Origin of the sequence: Pontiella desulfatans (genome assembly GCF_900890425.1) — a bacterium.
Classification (GTDB): Bacteria; Verrucomicrobiota; Kiritimatiellia; order Kiritimatiellales; family Pontiellaceae; genus Pontiella; species Pontiella desulfatans.
This window is the reverse complement of the sequence record NZ_CAAHFG010000002.1, coordinates 795,429-819,680: the sequence shown is the minus strand read 5'-3', so window position 1 is coordinate 819,680 and position 24,252 is coordinate 795,429. Positions and strand designations below refer to the sequence as shown.

Annotated in this window: 24 protein-coding genes; 11 read left to right on the top strand and 13 right to left on the bottom strand. The window is 55.8% G+C overall.

The genetic code is table 11. The features are described 5' to 3' along the window. The first annotated feature begins 2 nt into the window (after positions 1-2). The 3 genes from E9954_RS19085 to E9954_RS19075 all read left to right on the top strand — a co-directional run bounded on the left by E9954_RS19085 (position 3) and on the right by E9954_RS19075 (position 2,857). Positions 3-1,031, top strand: a complete 1,029-nt coding sequence (locus tag E9954_RS19085; RefSeq protein ID WP_136080877.1) for a 4Fe-4S dicluster domain-containing protein — start codon at positions 3-5, stop codon at positions 1,029-1,031. Continuing rightward, positions 1,022-1,966: an RnfABCDGE type electron transport complex subunit D gene (locus E9954_RS19080; RefSeq protein WP_168442404.1), complete on the top strand. Its 945-nt coding sequence runs from the start codon at positions 1,022-1,024 to the stop codon at positions 1,964-1,966. The genes E9954_RS19085 and E9954_RS19080 overlap by 10 nt, the downstream gene beginning before the upstream one ends. A gap of 156 nt (positions 1,967-2,122) precedes the next feature. Continuing rightward, positions 2,123-2,857: a M48 family metallopeptidase gene (locus E9954_RS19075; protein ID WP_136080875.1), complete on the top strand. Its 735-nt coding sequence runs from the start codon at positions 2,123-2,125 to the stop codon at positions 2,855-2,857. On the opposite strand, the gene E9954_RS19070 is transcribed toward E9954_RS19075, so the two are convergent. From E9954_RS19070 to E9954_RS19045, 6 genes are all read right to left on the bottom strand, one after another. Beyond that, entirely contained in the window at positions 2,847-3,632 is a 786-nt protein-coding gene (locus tag E9954_RS19070) for an ion transporter (protein WP_222847241.1), read from the bottom strand. The genes E9954_RS19075 and E9954_RS19070 overlap by 11 nt on opposite strands. Positions 3,633-3,639: 7 nt before the next feature. After that, complete coding sequence (locus E9954_RS19065) at positions 3,640-4,575, bottom strand: mevalonate kinase family protein (protein ID WP_136080873.1); 936 nt, start codon at positions 4,573-4,575, stop codon at positions 3,640-3,642. A 106-nt stretch (positions 4,576-4,681) separates the two neighbouring features. Beyond that, the gene (locus tag E9954_RS19060) at positions 4,682-5,686 is read right to left on the bottom strand and encodes a mevalonate kinase family protein (protein ID WP_136080872.1); all 1,005 of its coding nucleotides are present in this window, start codon (positions 5,684-5,686) and stop codon (positions 4,682-4,684) included. 112 nt (positions 5,687-5,798) lie between these two features. Next, a complete protein-coding gene (locus E9954_RS19055) occupies positions 5,799-6,971 on the bottom strand; it encodes a hydroxymethylglutaryl-CoA synthase (protein ID WP_136080871.1) in 1,173 nt (390 codons plus the stop codon). After that, positions 6,955-7,983 (bottom strand): type 2 isopentenyl-diphosphate Delta-isomerase, encoded by a 1,029-nt coding sequence (fni, locus tag E9954_RS19050; protein WP_136080870.1) that lies wholly within the window; start codon positions 7,981-7,983, stop codon positions 6,955-6,957. Before fni ends, E9954_RS19055 begins: the two co-directional genes overlap by 17 nt. 111 nt (positions 7,984-8,094) lie before the next feature. Then, positions 8,095-8,973: a GntR family transcriptional regulator gene (locus E9954_RS19045; RefSeq protein WP_168442403.1), complete on the bottom strand. Its 879-nt coding sequence runs from the start codon at positions 8,971-8,973 to the stop codon at positions 8,095-8,097. Between the two features lie 108 nt (positions 8,974-9,081). Here E9954_RS19045 and E9954_RS19040 point away from each other — a divergent pair, with 108 nt between their 5' ends. The 3 genes from E9954_RS19040 (at position 9,082) to E9954_RS19030 (ending at position 14,922) form a co-directional block, all read left to right on the top strand. After that, positions 9,082-11,511: a DPP IV N-terminal domain-containing protein gene (locus E9954_RS19040; RefSeq protein ID WP_136080868.1), complete on the top strand. Its 2,430-nt coding sequence runs from the start codon at positions 9,082-9,084 to the stop codon at positions 11,509-11,511. A 111-nt stretch (positions 11,512-11,622) separates the two neighbouring features. Further along, entirely contained in the window at positions 11,623-13,983 is a 2,361-nt protein-coding gene (hypD, locus tag E9954_RS19035; RefSeq protein WP_136081260.1) for a trans-4-hydroxy-L-proline dehydratase, read from the top strand. A 30-nt stretch (positions 13,984-14,013) separates the two neighbouring features. Next, positions 14,014-14,922, top strand: a complete 909-nt coding sequence (locus tag E9954_RS19030) for a glycyl-radical enzyme activating protein (RefSeq protein ID WP_136080867.1) — start codon at positions 14,014-14,016, stop codon at positions 14,920-14,922. A 117-nt stretch (positions 14,923-15,039) separates the two neighbouring features. Here the strand turns inward: E9954_RS19030 and E9954_RS19025 are convergent, their stop codons facing one another. The 6 genes from E9954_RS19025 to E9954_RS19005 form a co-directional block, all read right to left on the bottom strand. Then, positions 15,040-15,231, bottom strand: coding sequence for a hypothetical protein (locus E9954_RS19025; RefSeq protein ID WP_136080866.1), 192 nt, complete (start codon positions 15,229-15,231; stop codon positions 15,040-15,042). 214 nt (positions 15,232-15,445) lie between these two features. Beyond that, a complete protein-coding gene (locus E9954_RS19020) occupies positions 15,446-15,589 on the bottom strand; it encodes a DUF294 nucleotidyltransferase-like/CBS domain-containing protein (RefSeq protein ID WP_222847239.1) in 144 nt (47 codons plus the stop codon). Between the two features lie 97 nt (positions 15,590-15,686). After that, on the bottom strand, positions 15,687-17,219 hold the full coding sequence (locus E9954_RS19015) for a hypothetical protein (RefSeq protein ID WP_136080865.1): 1,533 nt from the start codon (positions 17,217-17,219) through the stop codon (positions 15,687-15,689). An 80-nt stretch (positions 17,220-17,299) separates the two neighbouring features. Further along, the gene (locus tag E9954_RS32655) at positions 17,300-17,686 is read right to left on the bottom strand and encodes a hypothetical protein (RefSeq protein WP_168442402.1); all 387 of its coding nucleotides are present in this window, start codon (positions 17,684-17,686) and stop codon (positions 17,300-17,302) included. 69 nt (positions 17,687-17,755) lie between these two features. Continuing rightward, complete coding sequence (locus E9954_RS19010) at positions 17,756-18,340, bottom strand: hypothetical protein (RefSeq protein ID WP_136080864.1); 585 nt, start codon at positions 18,338-18,340, stop codon at positions 17,756-17,758. A 122-nt stretch (positions 18,341-18,462) separates the two neighbouring features. Continuing rightward, on the bottom strand, positions 18,463-20,121 hold the full coding sequence (locus E9954_RS19005; RefSeq protein ID WP_136080863.1) for a HEAT repeat domain-containing protein: 1,659 nt from the start codon (positions 20,119-20,121) through the stop codon (positions 18,463-18,465). An 87-nt stretch (positions 20,122-20,208) separates the two neighbouring features. Here E9954_RS19005 and E9954_RS19000 point away from each other — a divergent pair, with 87 nt between their 5' ends. The 4 genes from E9954_RS19000 (at position 20,209) to E9954_RS18990 (ending at position 23,184) form a co-directional block, all read left to right on the top strand. Continuing rightward, a complete protein-coding gene (locus E9954_RS19000; protein ID WP_136080862.1) occupies positions 20,209-20,568 on the top strand; it encodes a hypothetical protein in 360 nt (119 codons plus the stop codon). A 382-nt stretch (positions 20,569-20,950) separates the two neighbouring features. Then, the gene (locus E9954_RS18995) at positions 20,951-21,865 is read left to right on the top strand and encodes an IS110 family RNA-guided transposase (protein WP_136078668.1); all 915 of its coding nucleotides are present in this window, start codon (positions 20,951-20,953) and stop codon (positions 21,863-21,865) included. Positions 21,866-22,045: 180 nt separating this feature from the next. After that, positions 22,046-22,198, top strand: coding sequence for a hypothetical protein (locus E9954_RS32650; protein ID WP_168442401.1), 153 nt, complete (start codon positions 22,046-22,048; stop codon positions 22,196-22,198). 692 nt (positions 22,199-22,890) lie between these two features. Beyond that, positions 22,891-23,184, top strand: a complete 294-nt coding sequence (locus tag E9954_RS18990; protein ID WP_136080861.1) for a hypothetical protein — start codon at positions 22,891-22,893, stop codon at positions 23,182-23,184. Between the two features lie 71 nt (positions 23,185-23,255). On the opposite strand, the gene E9954_RS18985 is transcribed toward E9954_RS18990, so the two are convergent. Next, entirely contained in the window at positions 23,256-23,450 is a 195-nt protein-coding gene (locus tag E9954_RS18985) for a hypothetical protein (protein ID WP_136080860.1), read from the bottom strand. Positions 23,451-23,827: 377 nt separating this feature from the next. Between E9954_RS18985 and E9954_RS18980 the strand changes: the two genes are divergently transcribed. Beyond that, positions 23,828-24,247, top strand: coding sequence for a prepilin-type N-terminal cleavage/methylation domain-containing protein (locus tag E9954_RS18980; RefSeq protein ID WP_136080859.1), 420 nt, complete (start codon positions 23,828-23,830; stop codon positions 24,245-24,247). Positions 24,248-24,252 lie beyond the last annotated feature (5 nt).

Here is a 24,252-nt window from a genome sequence, read left to right as displayed (position 1 = left end):
CCATGCCGCGCCCCATCAAGATCGATTGGGCCAACCTGGCGGATCCCCACTCGCTGGAAAGGCCCTTTCCCGGACCGGAGCGGATTTTCCCCGGTATGGACGAAATCGATCCCGAAACCTTTCCGGAGTTCCTCGACGAGATCGGCCTGATTGGCATGGGTGGCGGCGGCTTTCAAACCTCGAAAAAAGTACGGGCGAGCATGGGTGCCCATACGCTGGTCATCAACGGAGTGGAATGCGAACCGGGCATCACGATCGACCAATCCATCCTCCTGCACGATTCCCTGTGGGTGTCCGCCGGAGCCAATGCCTGCGCCAAGGCCATTGGGGCCAAACGCATCGTCCTGGCCGTCAAACGGGACGATCCCTTGGTCGCCGAGATCAGGAAACGCAACGCCGAATACGACATCGTCCTTTTTTCCGGGCGCTATCCCGCTGGAGCCGAGCGACTGATTCTGGAAAAACTGACCGGAAACATGCCGCCGCCGGACGTACGGCCCTTCCAGTTGGGCTATCTCGTGCTGAACGTGGTTTCGCTCAGGGCCATCGGCCGCGCCCTCATCGACGGAATCCCCGTTGTCGAACGCCCGCTGACCCTCGCGATGCCCTCGACCGGCTTCTACAAGAACATCATTGTTCCCGTCGGCCAAACCGTCCAAGAGGTTCTTGCCGCCTACCACCTGCCCTACGACCCCTCCCTCCACCTGCTGGTTGATTCCGGCCTGATGATGGGACGCGAGGTGGAACCGAACGATCCGGTTGAGAAAACCACGCTCTCCCTACTGGTCATCCAGCGGGAAAAAGCCTGGAAGGAAGAGCGCCCCTGCATCCGTTGCGGAGCATGCAACACCGCCTGCCCACTCGGCCTGCACCCATTCTCGCTGACCGAACGGATTCGAACAAGAAAGACCACCTCCACAGCCTTCAAGGCCCAGATGGCCGAGTGCTTCCTTTGCGGCGTCTGCTCCGCCGCATGCCCGTCCGACATCCCGCTGGTGCATCTGCTGAAAGAGGGAAAGCAATGCCGATAGCCAGCCCCTTCCTGCGCGTAGGATCGCGTAGCGCCCCCATGGCCGCCTGGGCCCTGCTCGCGCTGATGGTGCCCTGCGCCATCTACAGCATTCTTTACGATCCAACCTTCATCTGGAAGCTGATCGGATACGCCTTCCTCGGTGCGTTTGCCGAGACCCTCTACACCCTGATCGTCAAACGCAAACGCCGGCTCGTCTGCACGGGAGCCGCCCTGAGTGCCGCCCTCCTCGCCGCCAGCGTTCCACCCAGCATGCCGTTTTTGCCCATGCTCCTTGCGATCCTCATTGCTGTCTGGATCGTGAAGCTGCCGATGGTCGGCCTACCGCTCCGCTTCAACGCTGCCATGGTTGGGCGCCTCTTCCTGATGCTGGCCTACCCGAACCACGTGGTCAACTGGGGCACGCCCACCGCCGATGTCATTTCCACCGCCACGCCGCAGGAGCTCTACCGGTCCGAAGGCTTCGCCCTCGACTGGCCCCAACTGCTGATCGGCAAAATCGAGGGCGTTTGGGAGGGGCTCTTTTTGCTCGTGCCCGGCAGCCCCGGCGAAACCTACCCGCTGATCCTTTTGCTGCTCGGCGGCCTGCTCTGCTGGAAAGGCATCACCGCCTGGCGCACACCGGCCGCCTTCCTGCTGTCGTTTACGGTATCCACCGCCCTGTGCGGACACTCGCCCCTGATCAACCTTTTTTCCGCCGCCACCCTATCCAGCGCCGTCTTCATTGTCTCCGACCCCGTCTCCACCCCCATGTCCAAGAGCGGGCAACTCGCCTGCGGCATCATCATCGGCGCCAGCAATGCGCTCATTCGCCATTTCACCTTCTACACCGAAGCCATCGTCTACGCCGTCCTGCTCGGCAACCTGTGCACCCCCCTCCTCGATCGCATCGCGTTCGAGGTGCAGGGGAGAAAACTGGCCAAACGATCCGTATGACCGCGTTCCATCCGTGTAGCCGCGATCCGGGATCGCGGAAGCGAGTTCGAGGATCTCGCCTACAATTGCGCATTGAACGATCCGGAATTCCCGGATCATGACCTCGGCCAAAAAATAATCCTGTCATTCCATGCTCCTGTCCTTATAAATATCCGTATGCCTCCAAATTCACAATCCCTGCCCTACCTGCTCGGCCGCAAGACGGCGCCGTTGTTCCTGAAGGCGAACTGGGTGATGAAATCGCTCGCGGGCACCGACTCGGAAAAGATCGAGACCGAGTTCCAGATGGGCTATCTGCTAGCGCAGATCTACGAGGAGAAGGTCGAGTGCATCGAAAACAACCGGCTTTCGGAAATTGCGGCAAAGCTGACCGGGCGCCTGCGCAACAAGGAGCGGAACCATCGCTTCAAACTCGACCGCTCGAACGAACTCAATGCTTGCGCCATTCCCGGCGGCTTCATCTATATTTCCGAAAAACTATTCGATTGCTGCGGCGAGGATGTGGATGCCATCGCGTTCGTACTCGCCCACGAGATTGCCCATGGAATCCATGGCGACGCCAACAAGCGCTTCCTGACGAAGACAGTGATCAACAGCCTGTTGCGCCTGCGCACCCGCGGCATCAATCCGGCGGTGCAGCAGCTACTCGGCCACCTCGTGCAGCAGGGCTATTCCCGCGAACAGGAATTCCGCGCAGACCGTTTCGCCGTTGCGCTGGTGAAAGCCGCGGGATTCGATCCGCAGGGAGGGTGCAGGCTGTTTACTCTGCTTGGGAAATGCGACGAGGGCGTCGCATCTACGATAGGGGCCTACTTTTCCTCGCACCCTGCGATGTCCGACCGGATCCGTCGCATCGATAAGCGGATCGAAGAGAGTTCGCCTACAACCTAGCGCCGCAATGCTTGCAGTGGCGCGCGTCGTTTTCGTTCCCACCCTGGCCGCAGGCCTGGCAGGTGCGTTCCTGCCTGGAGCGGGCTATGACGATGTCGGCGGTAATGATTCCCGTCGGAACGGCGATAATGCTGTAGCCGACCACCATGATCAGCGAAGAGAGAAACTGGCCCAGGTTGGTCTGCGGCGAAATGTCGCCATAGCCGACCGTGGTGAGCGTCACGATGGCCCAATAAACCGACTTGGGAATGCTCGTGAAGCCGTTGGCCTCGCCCTCGATAATGTACATCAGCGATCCGATGATCGTGACGATGGTGAGAACCGCCACGAAAAAGATGCCGATCTTGCGGCGGCTGGCCACGAGCGCGTTCAGCAGCAGGTCGGACTCGTTGACATACTGCGCCATCTTGAGGACGCGGAAAATACGCAGCACCCGCAGCACCCGGATCACATCGAGCACACGGGTGCCGGGAATAATCATCCCGACATAGAACGGGAGAATGGCGAGGAGGTCGACCACCCCGAAAAAGCTGTGCGCATAGCGAGTCCGCTTGGGGGCTGAATAGAGCCTGAGGGCATACTCGATGGTGAACAGGATGGAAAACAGCGAGTTGAGCGCAAACAACAGCGCACCATGCGCCGCATGGATGGATTTCACGCTGTCGAGCATCGTCAATCCGACACTCACCACAATGGCAATGAACAACAGGATGTCGAATGCGCGCCCACCCGGCGTGTTGTTCTCGAACAACACCCTTCGCAACCGCTTTTTCATCTCGCCGCTATCCATGGTAGAGGATCCCTGCCGATGTGATTTCCAGACGATGAACCGGATAGGCGAGACCGGCCAGGTCGGCATAGCCAACGCCGATCGCGCAGTCGCCCAGTCCGGAACCGGAAATCTTGGCCCCGAACACATCCGGCGCCGCCTGCAGTGCGGAAACTATTTCCTGCAACTCGGGTGTGTTCACCCCTATCTCGTCCATCAATTCCTGGTTGCGGTTGAGCACCTCGCCGAAGGCCGGGAAATCGTGGTTGCGCAGACCGTCGATCGCTTCCATAACGCTGGCATCGATGGTTGCATAGATGCGCTCATACTTCGCTGGGTCCTCGTTGCGCATCTGTTCAACCTTGAGGATGACCTCCGGCGTCGGGGTCTTATATCCGCAGTAGACAGCGGTCAGCGGAACGGAAAGTTCCAACGGGTGGAATTCAGGTGCTGTGGTGTAACCCACCATACCGCCAAACACGCTGGCCGCCACATCCGATCCCGATCCGCTCTTCTGTACTTCATGCACCGTTTTGAGCGACTGATTGAATAGGGTTTCCCGATGCGGTTCCTCGCCCATGATCCAAGCCATCAGCGCCGCGTGCGTTGCCACCGTCACGGCAGCCGACGAACCGAAACCGATGGTGGACGAAAAATCGGAATCGATCTTCAGATCAAAGCCCGTCGGGATATGCTCCGCCTGCTGGCGGATCGCCTGGATCACAAAACCGAATGAGGAATGGTCAACCAAATCGTTCAATGGCGCCTGGTATTCCCCGAGGATGGAAAAAATCCGCACGAAGTCCGTCTCGGTTTGGGTGAGCTGCACCGTGATGCGGCGATTGATCGCACCCACAAGGGCATGGTATCCATGGAGAACCGCATGCTCCCCTAGCAGCATCAGGCTACCGGGTGCCGATGTTGTGATGACAACAGTATCATCCATCATTAGGGGTCGGTCCTTTGATCTTTGTGTCGATTGGCCAGTTCTTCGATTATCACCGATTTACTTAGCTTTAGTTTTCCACCCAAACCCAACCTCCAACGGATAAACGTCAAACGATACGCGTTCCAAGGGGATCGCCGCGGACGGGCGAGACGGTATAGCCGTATTTCGCGCAGAGTTCGCTGGGCTGGCGCTCGGCGAAGACGAGGACGATGCCGCCCTTGCTGCCGCTCACGGAACCGGCGCCGCACACCTTGGCGGAACCGCCCCATTGCTCAACCTCGGCAATGAAGCGCTGGACGATTTCGGGAACGACGCCGATGGCCGAAAGTAGCCGGTTGTTTTCGCGCACCAGCCAATGGATTTTCTGCTCGTCGTTGGCGCGGATGGCCTCTTCGAACGCATTGGTGACGGCCTCGAACTCGCCCCAGATTTCGCTGTTGCGGAAATTGCGCTCCACTTCCATTACGCACTCGCCCGTGGTGGATTCGGGAATACCGGTTTGCACCATGAACATTTTCGTTCGCGGCAACGACATCGGGACGGCCTCTCCGTTCTGGAAGCGGGCGCAGCCTCCGTGGAGGGAGATATAGGAATCGACCCCGCTCGGCCTTCCATGCTGGAGCTTTTCGGTTTCGAGCGAATATTCGTAATACCAATCCGGCTTGAAATCGACGCGCAGGTAGTGCCCCATTGCGCGGATTTCGCTGAGTACCGTTGCGGCCGACGAGCCCATGCCGCAGCCCACCGGAATGCTGGAGCGCAGTTTCATCACCAACCCGGAGTCCAGCTTGCTATGGAGTCCATCGAGGGTGTGGATGAAGGCAAACTTGAAGAGGTCGGCCGGCGCGGAAAGCACATAGCCAATGCCAATCTGCCCATTGACGAATTCCTGGTACTTGCGGTCGAGCCGGCGCTTGAAGTCGCGCAGGGCGTTTACGGTGTGGGATTCGCCGAGCGCGATGCCCGGGAGGTCGAACGAAACCTGGTTGCCGGCCTGCGGGGTCACCTCGAAAACGGCATTGCGGTCGATCGCCATGGCGATGGCAGGCTTGCCATAGACCACGGCATGCTCACCGCTTAAAATCAACTTTCCCGGGGCGACTGCTTTCATAATCAATTAAGAATTAAGATTTCAGAATGAAGAATTATCGGTATCCGACAGCTGATAACAAAGGCCATCGCCGCCTGAGATCCACCATTCTTCACTCTACATTCCTCATTCTTCATTCCACTAGCGATTCATATTCACGCTTGTGCTGACTGATGCCCGAGAACCGGAAAGCCCCGGTCTTGTATTGCGGGAACACATAGTCCCCGCCATCGGTCGGCACGCCATAGTTGAAAATATTTTCGTACTGTTGATACGTCAGTTCGGTGCGGTTCTCCAGCAAATTCCGGTGCTGTTCGGCAAAGAGCGCCGCGCGGTATCCGGGCTGGATGACCCCGCTGAAAAACTCGCCGACGCAGCCGGACCCATAGCTATAGAGCCCGATGCGCTTGCCCGCCAGATCCTCTTCGGCGAGGTCGAGCAGCGAGGTGAGGCCAACATACATCGAGCCGGAATAGCAATTGCCCGTGATCCGGCTGTAGCGGAGCGATTCGTCGAGCAGCGCCTGCATGGCCTGGTTGTCCAGCTCAACCTTCGTTTTGCGGCAAAGCTTCTGGTGCGCCTTTTCGGCCATCTTGGTGAAGGGGATGTGGTAGCAAAAGCGGTCGAAGTCGGCCAGCGTACGGCCGGTCAGTTCGGCATACTGCTTCCACGATTCGACCAGCGCATGAATGTAGACCATGGTGGAATATTTGCCGTCCACCAGTGCTTCGGAGCGGTAGTTCGGCCGCCAGAAATCCATCACGTCCTCGGTGTAGTAGCCGCACTCCGGATCGATGGTCATGATGCGCGGGTCAGCGGAGATCAGGATGGCGACCGAGCCGCAGCCCTGCGTCGCCTCGCCCGGGGTGCCCAGTTCATAGCGGGCAATGTCGGAGGCAATCACGAGCGCCTTCTTGGTCGGATTGCGCGCCACGAACCCGATGGCGAGCTGGATGCCGGCCGTGGCGCTGTAGCAGGCCTGTTTCAGCTCGACGCATCGGCAGCGGGGCGCCATTTCCAGCAGGCCGTGGACATAGACGCCCGCCGCCTTCGACTGGTCGATCCCGCTTTCGGTGGCAAACAGCAACAGTTCGACATCCGCCAGGTCGCCCGCCTGCATCAGCGGATAGGCGGCGCTGGCCGCTAGGGTCACCACATCTTCGTCGGGCGATGGAATGGCCATCTTTTCCTGGCCGATGCCGACATAGTATTTATCGGCGTCGACCGAGCGCGCCTGGGCGAGCTCCTTGAGGTCGACATAGTAGTGCGACGTATAGAAGCTTAGCCGATCAATTCCAATGTTCATCCAGGATGAGCTCCTCTCTATCCTTGATTCCGTCAAGGTCGCCAGCCCCCAGCAGGAACATGGCCGTTGTAAATTCGCGTTTAATTCTTCTAAGCACAATCCGTACCGCATCGGCCGACTCCCGCGCCGGATCGAGGAACGGCCGCGCCATGCCGCACAGCGAAGCGCCGAGAACCATGCTCTTGGCCATGTCGATCCCGTTGCGGATCCCGCCCGAGGCAATCAGGTTCATCTCGTGCCGGTAGGGCTTCATCATCCGCAGGGCCAGCGGGGTTGGGATTCCCCAGTCGCCAAACAGCTCGCCCAGTGCCGGGTCGTCGCTCCGGCGGCTTTCCACCATGCTCCAGGAGGTGCCGCCGGTTCCGGCGACATCGATATGCTTGATGCCCGAGGCCAGCAGATGCTCCACATCCTCCGGCGAAATCCCCGCACCGACCTCCTTGATGATTACGGGCTTTTTCAACGTCTGCACAATCGCGGCGATCTTGTTGCGGAGTCCTCCGAAATCGGTATCGCCCTCCGGTTGCACGGCCTCCTGCAGCGGATTGAGGTGGAGGTAGAGACCGTCGGCCTCCAGCACCTGCACGGCGGCCTCGCAGTCGGCGAAGCCCAGTTCATAGTTGAGTTGCACCGCTCCCAGGTTGCCCAGCAAGACCGTGGTGGGGGCATGCTCGCGCAGCTCGAAGCTTTCGCGCGCCGCCTCGTCCGAAAGGAATACCCGCTGCGAACCGACCGCCAGCGCAACCCCCTCCGCCTCGGCGGCGATGGCCAGGTTGCGGTTGATCCTCACCAACTCTTCGTCGGCGCCGCCCGTCATCGAAGAAATCAGCAACGGGAACGCCAAATCCTTACCCAGGAATTTGGTGGATGGATCAACGTCCGCCAGGTTCAGCTCCGGTAGCGCGCGGTGCGTCAGGTGGATGCGATCGAAATAGGCCTTCCGACGATCGATGGCCCGGTCGTCGGAGACTATGTTGATATGGTCCCGTTTTCGCTGGTTTATTTCTTCCATAATGTGAAGGACTTTATAACGTTTCCCGGATCATGGAAACCCAAAAGCGGCTTTGCGTCAGAGCAGTTCAGCCCAGGAGCGGGAGGCCAAACGGAGGAACAGTCCGTTCGGTTACGCCTTGGCTTCCACCCCCGCCAGTTTCAGTAAATGGGCCACGTTCGGGCGCTGGGAACGGATGTGCCGGCGAAGGTTGCGGCGGGCCTTGGCGAAATCCCGATCCAGCAGCGCCTGCAGAATATCCCGATGCTGTTCCGACATTTCCGCAAGGAACGAGCCGGCCAGCGAGGCATAGTTCAGCAACGCGGCGTGGTATGCGCCATGCTGGTCGAAGAATCCCATGATGAAACGGTTGCCCGAGCGCTTGATCAAATAGGCGTGCAGGCTGTCGTCGATGCGGGGTTTCCCCTTGGCATCCGGCGAATTCCGCTTCAGCAACCGCTCCAGCACCTTGTCCTCCAGATGCTCCTGGGCAAGCTCCAACGCCTTCAGCTCAAGCGTCTCCCGGATTTCGAGATATTCCAGCATGCGCGATTCGCTGTAGCCGCCCACGCGCCAACCCCGGCGCGGCACATGCTCCACCAGGCCGCGCCCGTGCATGCGGGTAAGCTCGGCCCGCACGATCGTCCGGCCAACCCCCATCTGTTCGGCCGTCTCCTCCTCGCGCAAAAAGACATCCTCCCCCTTCAGGGAGCGTTGAATGATGATTTCTTCAAGCCGTGCGCCAATATCCGGCTTTGCCCGGGCCTTGGCCGAAGGCGACGCCCCCGCCAACGCCCCTTTTTTGTCCGGATTCATAATCAGGCGCCCTTGCGTATTGCGCAACAACCACTGCTCCTTGAGCAACTGGTCGACGGCAATCCTGACCGGTTGGATGCTGACTTCGTAGTGTTCAGCCAGGGCGAGCAGGGTCAGCCGGAACGGCGGTTGCCCTCCCCGGTTCACCGCGGCCCGCAGCTCCAACTCAATCTGTTGCGATAAATTCCGTTTCATAACCCGGCGCGAATACATACCGCTGTCGGGACACAATTTCAAGTTCCGTGAATGCCCGGCCCGAAATGGCTTGCCCCGCCGGGGAACATGTTCTAAAGCTCCTCCCGCATGTGTGTACAATATCATCCATTTCTTTTCGCTGTCCTTTCCATCGCCACCGCGGCCTTCGCCACGGTGGACGATGCGGCGGTACGCGCGTTGAAGAACAAGATGTCCGGAGCGGTCGAAAACGCCACCCTCTCGCCGGTCTGGAATCCGGATGATTCCGCGCTGTTCCACCAATCCGGCGGCACCGTTTGGGAAGTCTCCACGGCGACCGGCCAAAAAAAAGAAGCCATCGCGCCGGAATCGCTTGCGCGGTTTTTTGACGGCAAGCCCCCCGTCATCCCCCATTTCACCATCACGGAAACAGGCGGCTTCGTCTGCCTGGCCGTGGCCGGAAAACAGATCCGGACCATCAGCGCATCCGGCCAGGATCTATCCGTGGTTGAACCTGCGGACAATCCGTTCGCCCTCCAACCCAAACCCGTCGGCCCCAACACCCGCAGCGGCAAGGGAAACGGCGGCACCAAACTCCACTTCATCAACGACACCGAGGAGACGCACGCGATCGAATGGATCGCCCCCTCGGGGACCCGCAGGAAATACGCCACCCTCAAGCCGGGCGAAACCCATGTGCAAAACACCTATGCCGGCCATGTGTTTACCGCAGGCGGCCTCGCCTACACCGCGGCAAAACAACCCGCCATTGCATTCCTGAGCGCCAAACCCGTAAAACGAGACAACGGCAAGCGACCGGCAAAGACACCCAACACGCCCCCCGCAAAATGGTCGGCGGAAATCAGGGACCACAACCTTTTTGTCAAAAACAACGAGACCGGAAAGGAGCTCCAGCTCACCACCGATGGCTCCAAGGACTGGAACTACGTCGGCCCCATGCGCTGGTCGCCGAACGGCCGGCACCTCGTTGTTTCGAAGGAGAAGGCCGGAACCCGGCGCACCATCGATCTCGTCTGCGCGGCCCCGAGCGACCAGCTTCAACCGAAAACCCAAACCATTTCCTATGCGAAACCCGGCGACATCCTCGATATCAGGAAACCCCACCTTTTCGATTTGGAAGCGGGCCGGGAAATCCCGCTGGACGATTCGCTCCATGCCCATCCGTTCCACATCAAGGAATTCCACTGGACGCCCGAGGGCGACCGCCTCTTCTTCCTCTATAACGAGCGCGGCCACCAAACCCTTCGCCTCCTGGCGCTCCAGGCCGCCACCGGAAAAATCGCGACGGTCATCGAGGAAAAAAGCCCGACCTTCATCGACTACAGCCAGAAAACCCTCATCCACCATCTCGACGAAACCGACGAAACGATCTGGATGTCGGAACGCAGCGGATGGAACCACCTCTATCTCGTCAACCGCAGGAATGGATCGATCAAACCGATCACCTCCGGCCACTGGGTGGTTCGCGGCATCGAGCAGGTGGACGAAGAAAAACGGCAGGTCTGGTTCGAGCTCGCCGGCCACCTCCCGGGGCAGGACCCCTACTATTCCCACTTCGCCCGAATCAATTTCGATGGAACCGGACTCGTCCTGCTCACCGAGGGCAACGGTACCCATTCCGTCCATTTCTCCAAGGACCGGAGGTTTTACACCGACTCCTGGTCGCGGGCCGATCAACCGCCGGTGCATGAGCTCCGCCGTTCGTCCGATGGCCAGAAAATCGCAGACCTCGGTAAGGCCGATGCTTCAAGGCTCCTGGGCATCCACCCCCACCTACCGGAACCGTTCGTTGCCAAGGGACGCGATGGCAAAACGGATATCCATGGCGTAATCTACCGCCCAAGCCATTTCGACCCGAAGAAAAACTATCCGGTCATTGAATCCATCTATGCGGGGCCCCACGGCTTTTTCACCCAGAAGGCCTTCAAACCCTACAGCAAACAGCAGGGACTCGCGGAACTCGGGTTCATTGTGGTTCAGATCGATGGCATGGGCACCAACTGGCGCTCCAAGGAATTCCACGACGTCTGCTGGAAAAACATCAAGGATGCCGGCTTCCCCGACCGCATCGCATGGATCAAGGCCGCCGCCCAAAAACATCCCTGCATGGATATTGCACGGGTGGGCATCCATGGCGGTTCCGCCGGCGGACAAAACGCCATGCGCGCCGTGCTCGACCACGCCGACTTCTACCAGGTGGCCATCGCCGACTGCGGTTGCCACGACAACCGGATGGACAAGCTTTGGTGGAACGAAGCCTGGATGGGATGGCCCGTCGACGAAAGCTACGGCAAAAGCTCCAACCTGGTCGATGCCCACAAACTGAACGGCAAGCTGTTGCTCGCCGTCGGCATGCTCGACTCCAATGTCGATCCCTCCTCCACCATGCAGGTGGTTGATGCCCTCATTCAGGCCGGCAAGGATTTCGAACTCTATGCCGCCCCCAACGGGGGGCACTGCGTGCTGGACACCCCCTACGGCCAGCACCGGCGCCGGGCCTTTTTCGTGCGCCACCTGCTGAACAAGGAAAGCCTATAACCCCGGGACGATTGTATGCACAACACAACCCAGCTGAACCATCCAGAACGCCCGGCCGCGGCGGAAGGCAACTTCTACAACAACACGGATCCGGTCGCCATCGGCCCGGGCATGAACGAACGCGTCCAGCGCCTGCGCCGGCAGACGTTCGAAACGCAGCCGTCCCTCTCCATCGAGCGCGCCCTGATCGAAACGCGGTTCTACCAGGAAAACCTCGGCAAGCACTCCATCCCGGTCATGCGCGCCCTGACCTACCTGGAAATCTGCCGCAACCACACCATCTATCTCGGCGACGACGAACTGATCGTCGGCGAACGCGGCCCGGCCCCCAAGGCCGTACCCACCTTCCCGGAGCTGACCTGCCATTCCGTCGAGGATTTCCAAGTCCTCAACACACGCGAGCAACAGCGCTACACCATCTCCCAGGAGGATATCGACACCTACGAGCGCGAAGTCATCCCCTACTGGAAAGGCCGCACCGTTCGCGAACGCATCTTCAGCCACGTTCCGCCGGAGTGGCAGGCGGCCTACGAAGCGGGCCTCTTCACCGAATTCATGGAGCAGCGCGCCCCCGGCCACACCAGCCTCGACGGCAAAATCTATCGGATGGGCATGCTCGATTTCAAGAAACAGATCGAAGCGCATCTCGACCGCCTCGACTACCTGGCCGACCCCGATGCGACCGACAAGGCCGAGGAACTCAAGGCCATGGCCATCGCCTGCGATGCCGCAATCGTCTTCGCGAACCGCCATGCGGAGCTCGCCGAACAGAGGGCCCTCACCGAAAAGAACCCGCAGCGCGCCGCCGAGCTCAGGAAGATGGCGGAGGTGTGCCGCCGTGTTCCGGCCAACGCGCCGCGCACGTTCCACGAAGCGATCCAGATGTATTGGTTCGTCCATCTCGGCACCATCACCGAACTCAACGGATGGGATGCCATGAACCCGGGCCACTTCGACCAGCACCTCGCCCCGTTCTACAACGCGGAAACCGCCGCCGGCACGCTAACGCGCGACCAGGCCAAGGAACTGCTCTCCTGCTTCTGGATCAAGGTGAACAACCACACCGCCCCGCCCAAGGTCGGCATCACCGCCCGCGAAAGCGGCACCTACAACGACTTCACCAACCTCAACATAGGCGGCGTCGACCGCAACGGCGGCAACGCCGTGAGCGAAGTGTCGTACATCATGCTCGAAATCGTGGAAGAGCTCCACATCCTGCAGCCGGGCAACTCCGTTCACATCAGCACCAAAACGCCGGAACAGTTTCTCAAGGCGGCCGCGCGCGTCATCCGCCAGGGCCACGGCTATCCTTCCGTCTTCAATGCCGATACCTACATCATGGAACTGATGCGCCAGGGAAAATCGCTGCACGACGCCCGCGAAGGCGGCTGCTCCGGGTGCATCGAAGTCGGCGCATTCGGCAAGGAGGCCTATGTCCTAACCGGCTACCTTAACGTACCGAAAATCCTGGAAGTCACCCTGAACAACGGGATGGATCCGTGCACCGGAAAGCGCTGCGGAATCCAGACCGGCGACCCGCGCGACTTCAAGAACTACGAGGAACTCTACGAAGCCTTCCACAAGCAGCTCTCGTTCGTGATCGACCAGAAAATCCGCGTCTCCAACTATATTGACCGCATGTTTGCAAAGTATGCCCCGGCACCGTTCCTCTCCGTCGTCATCGAGGATTGCATCGCCAAGGGGCGCGACTACTACGATGCCGGGCCGCGCTACAACACCAACTATATCCAGTGCACCGGCCTCGGCACCGTGACCGATTCGCTCGCGGCCATCAAAAAGCACGTCTTCGAGGACAAGCGCTACGCAATGGACGCCCTGCTCGATGCCGTCGCGAAAAATTTCGAGGGCAACGAGGTGATGCGCCAGACGATCCTCAACCGCACCCCGTTCTTCGGCAACGACGACGACGAAGCCGACGGCATTGCCCTGAAGGTCTACAACGACCTGCTGGGCTTGATCGAAGGACAACCCAACACCAAAGGCGGGAAGTTCCACCTCAACATGCTCTCCACCACCTGCCACATCTATTTCGGCAAGGTGATGGGCGCAACACCGAACGGGCGACTGGCCGGAAAGTCCATCTCCGACGGCACCTCGCCATCGCACGGCGCCGACACGCACGGGCCGGCCGCCGTCATCCAATCGCTGGCCAAGCTCGACCACACCATGTCCGGCGGCACCCTGCTCAACCAGCGCTTCCTGCCCAGCCTGTTGAAGAAGGACGAAGACATCGCCAAGCTCTGCCACCTGATCCGCAGCTACTTCACCCTGGGCGGCCACCACATCCAGTTCAACATCGTCGACACCGCCACCCTGCGCGCCGCGCAGGAATGCCCGGAAGACTACAAGGACCTGCTCGTGCGCATGGCCGGATACAGCGATTATTTCAACGACATGAACGAAGACCTCCAGCAGGAGGTCATCGATCGAACCGAAAACGAATCCTTTTAAATAAGAATGCTTAACCCTTCATTTCATGACATGGGATCTGGCCTTATATTCGACATCAAGCACTATGCCATCCACGATGGCCCCGGCATCCGCACGACGATCTTTCTCAAGGGCTGTCCGCTTTCCTGCGCGTGGTGCCACAACCCGGAAAGCATTTCACCCAAACAGCAGAAAATGTTCAATGCCGCCAAGTGCATCGGTTGCGGCGAGTGCGTGAAGGCCTGCCCCGAAAACGCACTGGAACTGGCCAAGGGCACAATCGTGACCGACCCCGCCGCCTGTACGCTCTGCGGAACCTGCGCGGAGGTTTGCCCGGCCAAGGCGATCGAAACGACCGGCAGGGAGGAAACCGCGGAGGAGCTCGCCAGGATAATCGAAAAGGAAACCGTCTTCTTCGACCAGTCCGGCGGCGGTGTAACGATCTCCGGCGGCGAGCCGCTGATGCAACCCGCCTTTCTGCTCGACCTGCTGAAGGCCTGCGGAAAAAAAGGGATCCACCGCGTGGTCGACACCTCCGGCTTCGCCGACCCCGAAACCCTGCTCGAAATCGCCGGGCATACCGAACTCTTCCTCTTCGACCTGAAACACATGGATCCAGCCGCACATAAAAAATGGACGGGTGTCGACAACCGCATAATCCTCGAAAACCTCCAGCTCCTCGCCAAAAGCGGTGCCTCGATCATCATCCGTATCCCGCTCATCAAAGGCATCAATGCCGACGAGGAAAACATACGCGCCTCGGCCGCCTTCATCGCCTCGCTCGACGGGGCGCGCAAACCCATCGACCTGCTCCCATACCACAACATCGCGGCCTCCAAACTCAAGCGGCTAAACCAGCCCTGCAACCTCCACGCCATGCAGGAACCAACGCAGGACGATATCGACCGCGCCATTGCCATCTTCAAGGAACAGGGCCTCGACGTCGGCATCGGCGGCTGACCGGACAAACTTCCGCCCCGCCGACGCGCCGCTTGCCGTACCGCAGGCGTCCCGCCTGCCCCGCCGAATCCGGCCTCGTCCGCTGGCGCGAGTTCATCCCGTGCCCCAAAGCATCGGCTAGTCGTGTTCTGCCCGAATTACCTGATGGACAGGATCGATGGGCGGCTCCAACGGAGCGGGGGCTTTCTGGCCCCCGTCGGGGAAATACCACCGCACGCTTACGCGCCACTTGCTGTACCGCAGGCGTCCCGCCTGCCCCGCCGAACGGGCAACCACCGCGCCCCCAAAACCGCTCGTGATCTTTTGCATCTACCCAGGTACTCTGACCCATTTGCCGAATCCGGCCTCATGGATGCTTCCAACGGAGCGGGGGCTTTCGTGTCTTGAACGCAGTGCAGCAGGGTAATGCTGGGCTTCGATTCAATATGACGAATTAGGCGGCCTGACCATTTGTCCTTTCAATAATCCTTGATTCTAAGATTCATCGGCTGACCCCTTTTTCGGTAGGGTCAAGCTGGTTCGGCTAGTTTTTGTAGTATTGTTTGAATTCTTCAGATGGATCTCTTTCAGAAAAAATGTAAAGAGAGACTCCATTGGGATCGACAACTGAGAACCCACGATCATCAATGGCCTCTGCTACTTCGTTTAGTGTGGTAAATTTTTTCATAATGTATTTCCTATTTTATTATTTGCTAACGTGTGCGTTCACACTTTTCTCGCCGCGTTTGCGCGGTGAGAAATAGTTGTGGAACGCTTTGTTCGAGCTAGTTTCTTCTAGTAGAAGATATTGCGCCTACTGCATCAATGTCTGCTCCAACGCACGTCCCTGTGTTGCCGCCCTCATTGGGGTCATCAGTTAGTCGAACATAGCTAAATGTATTGCTTGATGAAAAACCATAACTATCAATATCAATTGACGAGGTTCCTCCGTAGACTTTCCCAACGGAGTGCCAAGTAGAGCCATTACTACTTATTTCGACAAATGTATCCTCAACATTACTTCCTACCTCGAAAATATATAGATCTGGGGCGCTGCTATCGCTACCTAGTAGATAATTATCTGTAAACTTTAAAACAATCCTTCCTCCTGATCCCAAAGCAACGCTACCCGGGCTAATTCCTCCCGGATGATCAGGGGAGCCAATTGCTGATTGTTCATTCATAGATGTAGGTTCAGTGGGTGTTGCTCCGCCAGAGTAACTTGGATTATACGAGATTACTCTGTCGGCGAAGCTCGCAAGTCCAAGAGGGAATGTAATTCCTTTAAATTCGGTTCCATAATTATTCTCTATCTCTTCAATTGCATCTCTTGCGTCTGTAGCCCCATTTAGGTACTCCCCTAGCAAAGAATTTCCAAAACCGATTGCTGATGCGGTCGCTGTTGCCCATCCGCCGGGATTGATAAAGGCAGTAGTTGCAGACCAAACAGTACTTGCTCGACCAATCCAGCGATTTTCTGTAATTAGTGCTGTAATATCAAGTACTGCACTTGTGCATGAAACTGCCGCAACAGGGACTGTAATCCCTGATGAGGTTCCCCATGAACCAATTGTTGCAGCGGTGCTTACTATGCAAATCCCCGTGCTTGCGGCAGTCCCTGCAATCGAAAGATTCTTTTGAAATTCATCAAGATTAGATGAGTTCTGCTGAGAGGCAAGGGTAAGCATTGTTTGGGGGATGTCAGCTGTCAGTTCTTGTGCTTGTTCAATGAGTGCTTCATCAACGGGAACATTATAACAAGTTTCCAAAACAATTCCGTTTGAGATGCAATACACATCAGCAGAGTCACTTCTCCAGTTCGTGAAGTAGAAAACATACTTATCTGTGGTTAATGTTTCAGGAAGTCCATTCTCGTTGTAAGCTATCAAGGCTCCTGATCCATCGGGGGTAGTGAATAATGCCTCACCAGATGAATTATCAGTCGATACTACGAAAAGTGAGTAGCCGTCCTTTCTAATTGCTCCTGTTGAAATATCAGCATTCCCTGTTGTAACGAATGCAATATCTTTCACAGACGCAACTGTTTTTTTGAAAAATGCTTGGTTTGAAAGAGGTTTGGTTATTGAGATTTCTGAAAGGCCGTTTGTTGGTGATTTGTGTTCGTTGAGAACACACCACTCGGTCAAGTTGCTGGATGAGCATATGAAATACTCAAAGTTGGTATTGGAGTTGCCCGCAAGGATAACTTCTCCTTCATTACAGCGAATGTTGAGGCTTAAGTCTGGTTCTGATAATTCTGAGGCAATTGTTGTGATTACGAGATATGGCAGTATTGCTAATAGCTTTATTGTTTTCATTTTATTTTCTCGAACGTTCAACATGAGCCGCCTTGGGAATTAAACGTTGACCGAATTTATCGGGCGTTGTCCAAGTAGGCTCAATGTTCTGGTTGGCAAAATTTCTGTTTGATTGAACTCAAAGTTTTTATACCGAAAGCGACTAAGGCTGTGAGCAATAGAATGTGAATTCCCATCAATAGTTCCTTCAAATAACTATGATAATGAAAACACATTGCTGTCTGACTAATCACAATGAATTTTATGATTCCTGCTGTAAAAATAATGGTGGCTGACAATAAGTTGAACTTAACTATTACTCCGAGAATCCACTGATAGAATTTCGATTTTGATCTGTTGGAGATTAATCCAATTGTGCTGACTATGATCAATAGGCTTGAGATAAGAATTACTATCGCACCAAATATTCCAGCTGAGGATATCAATCCCCATACTGTGAAAGGTTCAGATGTTAATGCTTCTTCCATGTATTTTTCTTATGTCATGCCAACGACCAGAATCACTGGCCAGTTAAACGCGCAAACGGCTTTGCCTCATCAATAAATTTCGCCGCGTTTAACTGGTACATGTGAATTCACTGGTTGGAAATCTTTTATTTTAATTGTTAATTTATCCACAATTTCTTTTTTGTCTTCACTCCACGGGAAGGGCTCCGTTCTTTCTGTCTTTGATACTGAAACAACTTGAATGAAATCTGAGACATCTCTAACAACCTTTTTTTGCTCAGGGTCATAAATGTAAGTTTCGGGTTTCTTTCCCATGACAATTCCTCTGGGAGATTGCCCCTCTACTTCAATAATAACTTCTGCTTTGTAATCTAACCCAATTCCTCCAAGCGGTGGAAGAATCCAAAATAAACCACCTCTTCTAAACCCATATACGTTAATCTCAAATTCTCCGTTTTCTGATATTTCGACGGGTTCTTTTGGTCTGTGATTTTCTTCTTCAGTATTTGATTCATCCAAAATCCGTTTCATATGACGATAGTCATAGGGCTGAGTCGCATAAATATTTGTCTGGTTTAACCTCCCGACAACTTGGAGTCCCGGAGAAACATAATCCATTGGGCCAGCACAGCCCGTTAAGATAACAATTGCTAAGAATGGGATTAGTTGTTTCATCTATCTGTTTCCAACGTTAATCCTGACCCGCTTGGGAAATAGACGTTGCCTTCAAAACGGGCGTTGTCCAAGTAGGGTCTAGGATCTGGTTCGAATTTTCTTTTCTATTAGTGGTTTTTCACTCATTTCATCCTGACATATTTGACCACAGGACGACCTTCCAGTTGCGTGTGAAGTTCTTCTTTTGAAAGATGGATGATTTTGTGTTCCACCCAGGTTGTAGAGCTTTTCTGTTTAGATCCCAGCAGCACTATATCACCTGATTTGATTCGCAGCGTATCTCCCACGACCTCCCAAACCCCGTCTATCTTCATGTCACCGCCCAACATTTCATGGACATGCTCCCCATTGGCTTTAAACCAGTGTATAACTTGAATATTTGGCTCAAATACTGCCTTCCACCTACCAACAAGCTTGAGTCCTGTCGCTTTATCTTTTTCATCAACCGGGGTCTTTTTTTCTGGAACAACCAGTACATCTATAGGTGCGATAAAATGGGGACTCTGACGCGTTTTTAGATTCTCCCATTTCCATCGATATAGTACGTCGTCCTTTTTACAGCGACCGGTTCCTCCAAAGGGAATAAGGACGCTATGATCAACATCGCAGCTAATCTCATCCTCTATCGAGCTGCATTCAAACTCCACTCGAACAACGACACCGGTTTCAGTAATACCCGATACGCAAAAAGATGAATGAGATTTCTCAAGTGTCTCATTGTCACCATTCGATTGTGGGTTGCCCGTTTCAATTGGGAATTGGGATAAAGTATGCGTGCTGTTCGATCCTGTGTCGGAATAGTTGTGTGGTTTAAAGAAAGACGTATAGGCGGTGGAGACTTTCACCTCATTTGTTTTAAACAGTATATTCAAGCTTAGGCTACATTCAGCATCGCCTTCACAGGCGTTTACATAGCTCCATGTCGCGGTGGGGGGCGCGATCATCTTGTTCCAGATTCGCTCTTTGTGCTTTTTGGTCGGTGACGATAGGTATCCCTGCCTCTCGAAGACTACGTCGATCTCTCTCAAGGCTTCTGGATATTGTCCAAGATAGTCATAGCAGTACGCCTTATACCCATGAGCTAAGCTTACTTCGAACTCCTCTTCAGGAAAAGTTTCGATAAAACGGTCAAGAACAGTCAGGATATAAGCGGGATCAGAGTATTTGTCATCATAAGCGATACCTAAAATAACAGTTCCGGTAGAATGGTATCCTTCATTTATTCCCATCTCAAAAAGCTGATCCATTGAGAGGTCACCCAGATAGTACAGGGCTTTTATTGCGGCCCACCTGACTTGATGGTCGCCTTGATCAACGGCATCCCTCAGAGCTTGGATCGCTCTTTCATCTCCCATTTTTCCTAAAAATTTAGCAATGTTTCCTCCATAGGAAACCCCTTTCGCAAACAGCCTGCGGGAGCCGTCTGCCTCTGTTTCAAAATGATTGTCGGCAAGTAACTCTATAAACGTGTAGAGAACCTTTTCATTTTTAGTCTTCGCCAAGGCATGACCAGCCGTCTGCCATGAGTAATCTCTGGTCTTTACGATTTCTAATAGAGGATCGATGGACTCTTCTGAATGTTCTATCAGATAATTTTTTGCCTTAATGCTGTCGTTCAAGCCGGAGCCTGGGCCTTGAAAAACAGCAAGCGCATGCGCGACGTCTGTGAAATCTTCAGTAGAAGACTTCTGCTCATTCTCTTCGGATGAAGGAAAATGCGTACAGCTTACGAGCAAGAGAATTAATGCCGCCCAAAAGATTAGTTTAGTATTATTTTTCATTATTCAATCGAACAGTTGATTAGGCAGAAACGGCATCTGCCTATTTATTTCCTTAACAGGCCTTTTTTTATGTGATAGGTAGAATGCATGGCTAAAGAGCATGTGAAAAGAAAAATGTCGGGCAAAGAGCAGGTGTTCTGGGGCAAGTATGCCGAGAAGCTCGCCAAATACGGGGTCTCCGGCCGAAATGCTGAGTGGCATGTGCGGCGTGCGCAGGAGTTCGTTTATGGGCTGGACGGGCTTAAACTGAACGCTGTGTCTTCTGCCTATCTCGATTCCTATCTCGATGTGTTAGGCAGAACGCCCGGTTTTAAGGTCTGGCAGTTGCGCCAAGTCATTTACGCACTCAGAATCCTGTTTCTGGAAATGACGGAACTGGACTGGCCGGCGGCCTACGACTGGGAAGGGCGGCTCTCGGCTTGCGAGAAAAAGGGTCAGGCCGCCTAATTCGTCATTTCGGCATTCAACTCCCATGGCAGGCCGTCTTTTAACTCCTCAACCGCCCGCACAACGGAAAGCGCCGACGCCGTCGGCGCACTTGTATGTTTTCCAACCAACTCAAAACAGGTAGGGAAAAAGGATTTTGAGAATGAATTTCTATAGCGTCGGAGAAATCCTTTTTCCCGTGAAAGGGGTTGTGCAATCCTCGTAGAGGAGTGCCTCCCCCGGCCGGCCAGCCGGGAGAGGTTCCCGTCCGGTGAGATCGTCGCGCACTGGTTCGCCTTGGGCGAACGTCCTGGAGCCCGGATCCGCCGGATGGTTGCCATATTGAACTCGAACTGTTGCATGAGCCGTACGAGCGAGCTCGCATTAGCAAGTAGGAGCAAATATGAACATGGAAAAAGTATACTGCGGCGTCGATGTTTCCAAGAAGCATCTGGACGCCTTCAATGGAAAAACAGCGCGGCGCTTCGACAACACCTGCGAGGGTGCCACGGCGCTTATGAACTGGGCGGGCAACGCCCACTATGTCTTCGAGTCCACGGGAGGCTACGAACGCATGGCCGCCTGGATGGTGATGGCCGCCGACGGCACCGCGAGCATCGTGAACCCGTCGCGTGTCCGGCACTTCGCGCTGGGCATGGGGCAGATCGCCAAGACCGACCCGATCGACGCGCGGATGATTTGCGACTTTGCGTCGCACACCGAGCCCAAGCCGTCCAAGAAGCCTTCCTCTGCGCAGCGTAGGCTCACCGCTCTCGTTGACCGAAGGGTGCACCTGAGCGACATGCATACGGCCGAGAAGAACCGCTTGGGAACCGCCGACGAGCCGGAGATGATCAGACTGATCAAACAGCACCTCAAATGGCTTGAAAAGCAGCTCGAGAAAATCGAAGCGAAAATCACTGACACCCTTGCCGAAGACGCAACCATGACGAAGAAGGCCAAGTGCATCCAGTCCATCAAAGGTCTGGGCATCGTCAATGCGGTGACACTGCTCGCCCATCTCCCCGAGATCGGCACGCTTTCGCGCAGGGAGATCGCGTCGCTGGCGGGACTCGCTCCCTTCAACCGGGACAGCGGGGGCAAGTCCGGCAGACGGCATGTCTGCGGAGGAAGGCGCAGGCTGCGCTCCTGTCTGTACATGGCTGCCATGAACGCCAGGACATACAACCCCGTTCTGCGCGAGTTCTACCAGCGTCTGGTAAATGAAAACCACCGCCCCAAAATGGTCGCGCTTACGGCGGTCATGAGAAAGTTGCTCATCGCCGCCAACTCCGCCGTTAAAAATGCTGAAATTTAGGTTGCTGTTAAGCACTGTTGCTCCAGGGCGGCTGCGCCGCAAAATTATTCTGCCACCAAATCATTCTGTCAAATAATCCGCCCGCACCGTCCTTGCGTTTCCCAGCGCGATACTTGACCGCCGGAGCCTTGGCGAAGGAAGTTTGCGGCGAATAACGATCCGGTGCGGCGGGCGGATCGGGTGGAATCGTTGCTGGAGGGGCGCACGCCGTGCGCCCGGGCGGACGGCGTCCGCCCCTCCACGGGCGGCTCGGATGGAACCTCGCCCTCCAATATGTGGAGCGGGCTTTCTTGCCTGCTCATGGCCGGGCTGGGCAGGATTTTTGCAAAATGATTCTCGGTGCGGACGGAGAGATTTTACAGGACGATTTATAACAGGACTATTTCCGGTGCGGACGCAGGGGAAATTCGTGTTCATTCGCGGTTAAGCAAATCGTGCAATTTTTTTGACAGAATAATTAGGACAAAATGATTCATGGTTACGGCATAAAGGAAATCATTCTGTCCCAATTGTTCTGTCATTTTTTCTACTGCGAAGCCGCTTTGGTGTGAATCATACCCAATTAAACAGATTTTTTTTACCACAGAGGTCACCGAGACACAGAGCAATTGAACATTCCCGCTCCTCTGTGCCTTCGTACTACTATCCGTCAATTTCTTGTTTTCCTGACAAGTTTTCACCACCCGCTGCGCTAGAGGACACTGAGGCTCAGAGGATTAGGGTGCTCTGTGCCTCTGAGTTCTCTGTGGTAAAAAAAAATCTGTGTCTTCGGTGTTCATCAGTGGTTCTAAACAATTTGGTTGCGGCTATGCCGCGCTAGGTCCTCAGTGGTGAGACCATTCAAGTAAAGTTCATATAGGGATGAAGAGCCTGGCGGTGGTCTTTGTGCTATGCGCGCAATTGCATCTCAATTGTGTGGCCAACCAAAACCGTCCGCACCGGTTTTTAAAGCGGCGTGGCCTTTCAGTTCCCGCCGCACTCCATAATTTCTTTCCGCCCCGTCCTTGCGTTTCCCTGCGCGATACTTGACCGCCGTAGCCTTGGCGAAGGAGGTTTGCGGCGAATCACGATCCGGTGCGGCGGGCGGCTCGGATGGAATCGTTGCTGGAGGGGCGCACGCCGTGCGCCCGGGCGGACAGCGTCCGCCCCTCCACGAGCGGCTCGGATGGAACCTCGCCCTCCAAATGTGGAGCGGGCTTTCTTGCCTGCTCATGGCCGGGCTGGGCAGGCTGGAAAGCCTACCCCACGGGGCAGGCGGGACGCCTGCGGTACGGCTCCAGGTGCGGGTGGCGAGCTTTCCGCTGGGGTGGTACCCGTAGGCGGTGCTTGTGTCCAACCCCGCCGCATCGCCCCTGTTGCAGGGATGGCCCGCCCTCCAAAAAAAGGCGCATCAGCCTCCGCCATTGAGCAAGATATAGTGGGCGGCGAGCAAGGCCAGGGATACGCCGATTTCAATCAATGCCAAACGCTGGATATTGAGCCCGGCCACCAGCTTCTGCCACTTTTCCTGGAAAAGCAGGCCACACGCCCCATCCACCATGAAAGCGATGCCGAACCAGAACAAAATGGAGATGAAGACGGTCATTTTTAAAAAGTAATACGTTGAGGAACTTGCAAAACCTCTGGTTTTGCCGTTCCAGTTATCAGGTACTGGTTATTGGTTATCAGGACACGTCGTACGCAACCATCGGTTTAGCCCAATAACCAATAACTTTTAACAAACCGCCTCGCAAACTCGAAGGGTTTTGCAAGAGGCTCCGTTGTGCATAAAAAAGCGCAATCCACCCCACCGGTCGAGCCAATTACGGACCACACCCTTCCCCCACCACGGCAACCCCGTTCCCGCACCCTATGTCCGCCCCGTCCCGCCCGCCCATTAAAGTCGGGATTGGAAGGCAATAAAAAGCGGGTATGTTTGTCTTTATTTAACTGCGGCGAACTGGGATTATTCGCATCTGCTTTATGAAAAAACCACCTGCATCCAAAAGAGGGCTGACGCTGATTGAAGTGCTGATTGCCCTGATTATCCTCAGCGTCGGCGTTTCGTCGATGATGGTGGCCATGGCTCGGTGCCTTTCGGTGGTGCGCACCGCGCGCAACCGCGATGTGGCGCGCGGATTGATCCAGCGGGTGGACATCGAGAATCCGATCGAAAGCGTCGATATGGATGAAATGACCGAGGATGGCGATTTCGATGATGTCGAGGGGTATACCTGGTTCCGGGAAATCCTGATGGTCGATGAAGAGGAGCGCCCCGGCCTTTTCGAGGTGACAACCCGCATCCAGTGGTCGGAAAAGGGCCGCGACGCCTTCGAGGCAATCACCGTTTTCAAATATGCCCCCGATGCGGAAAGCGTAACGAGCTCGGTCAAGGGAAACTAGATTGA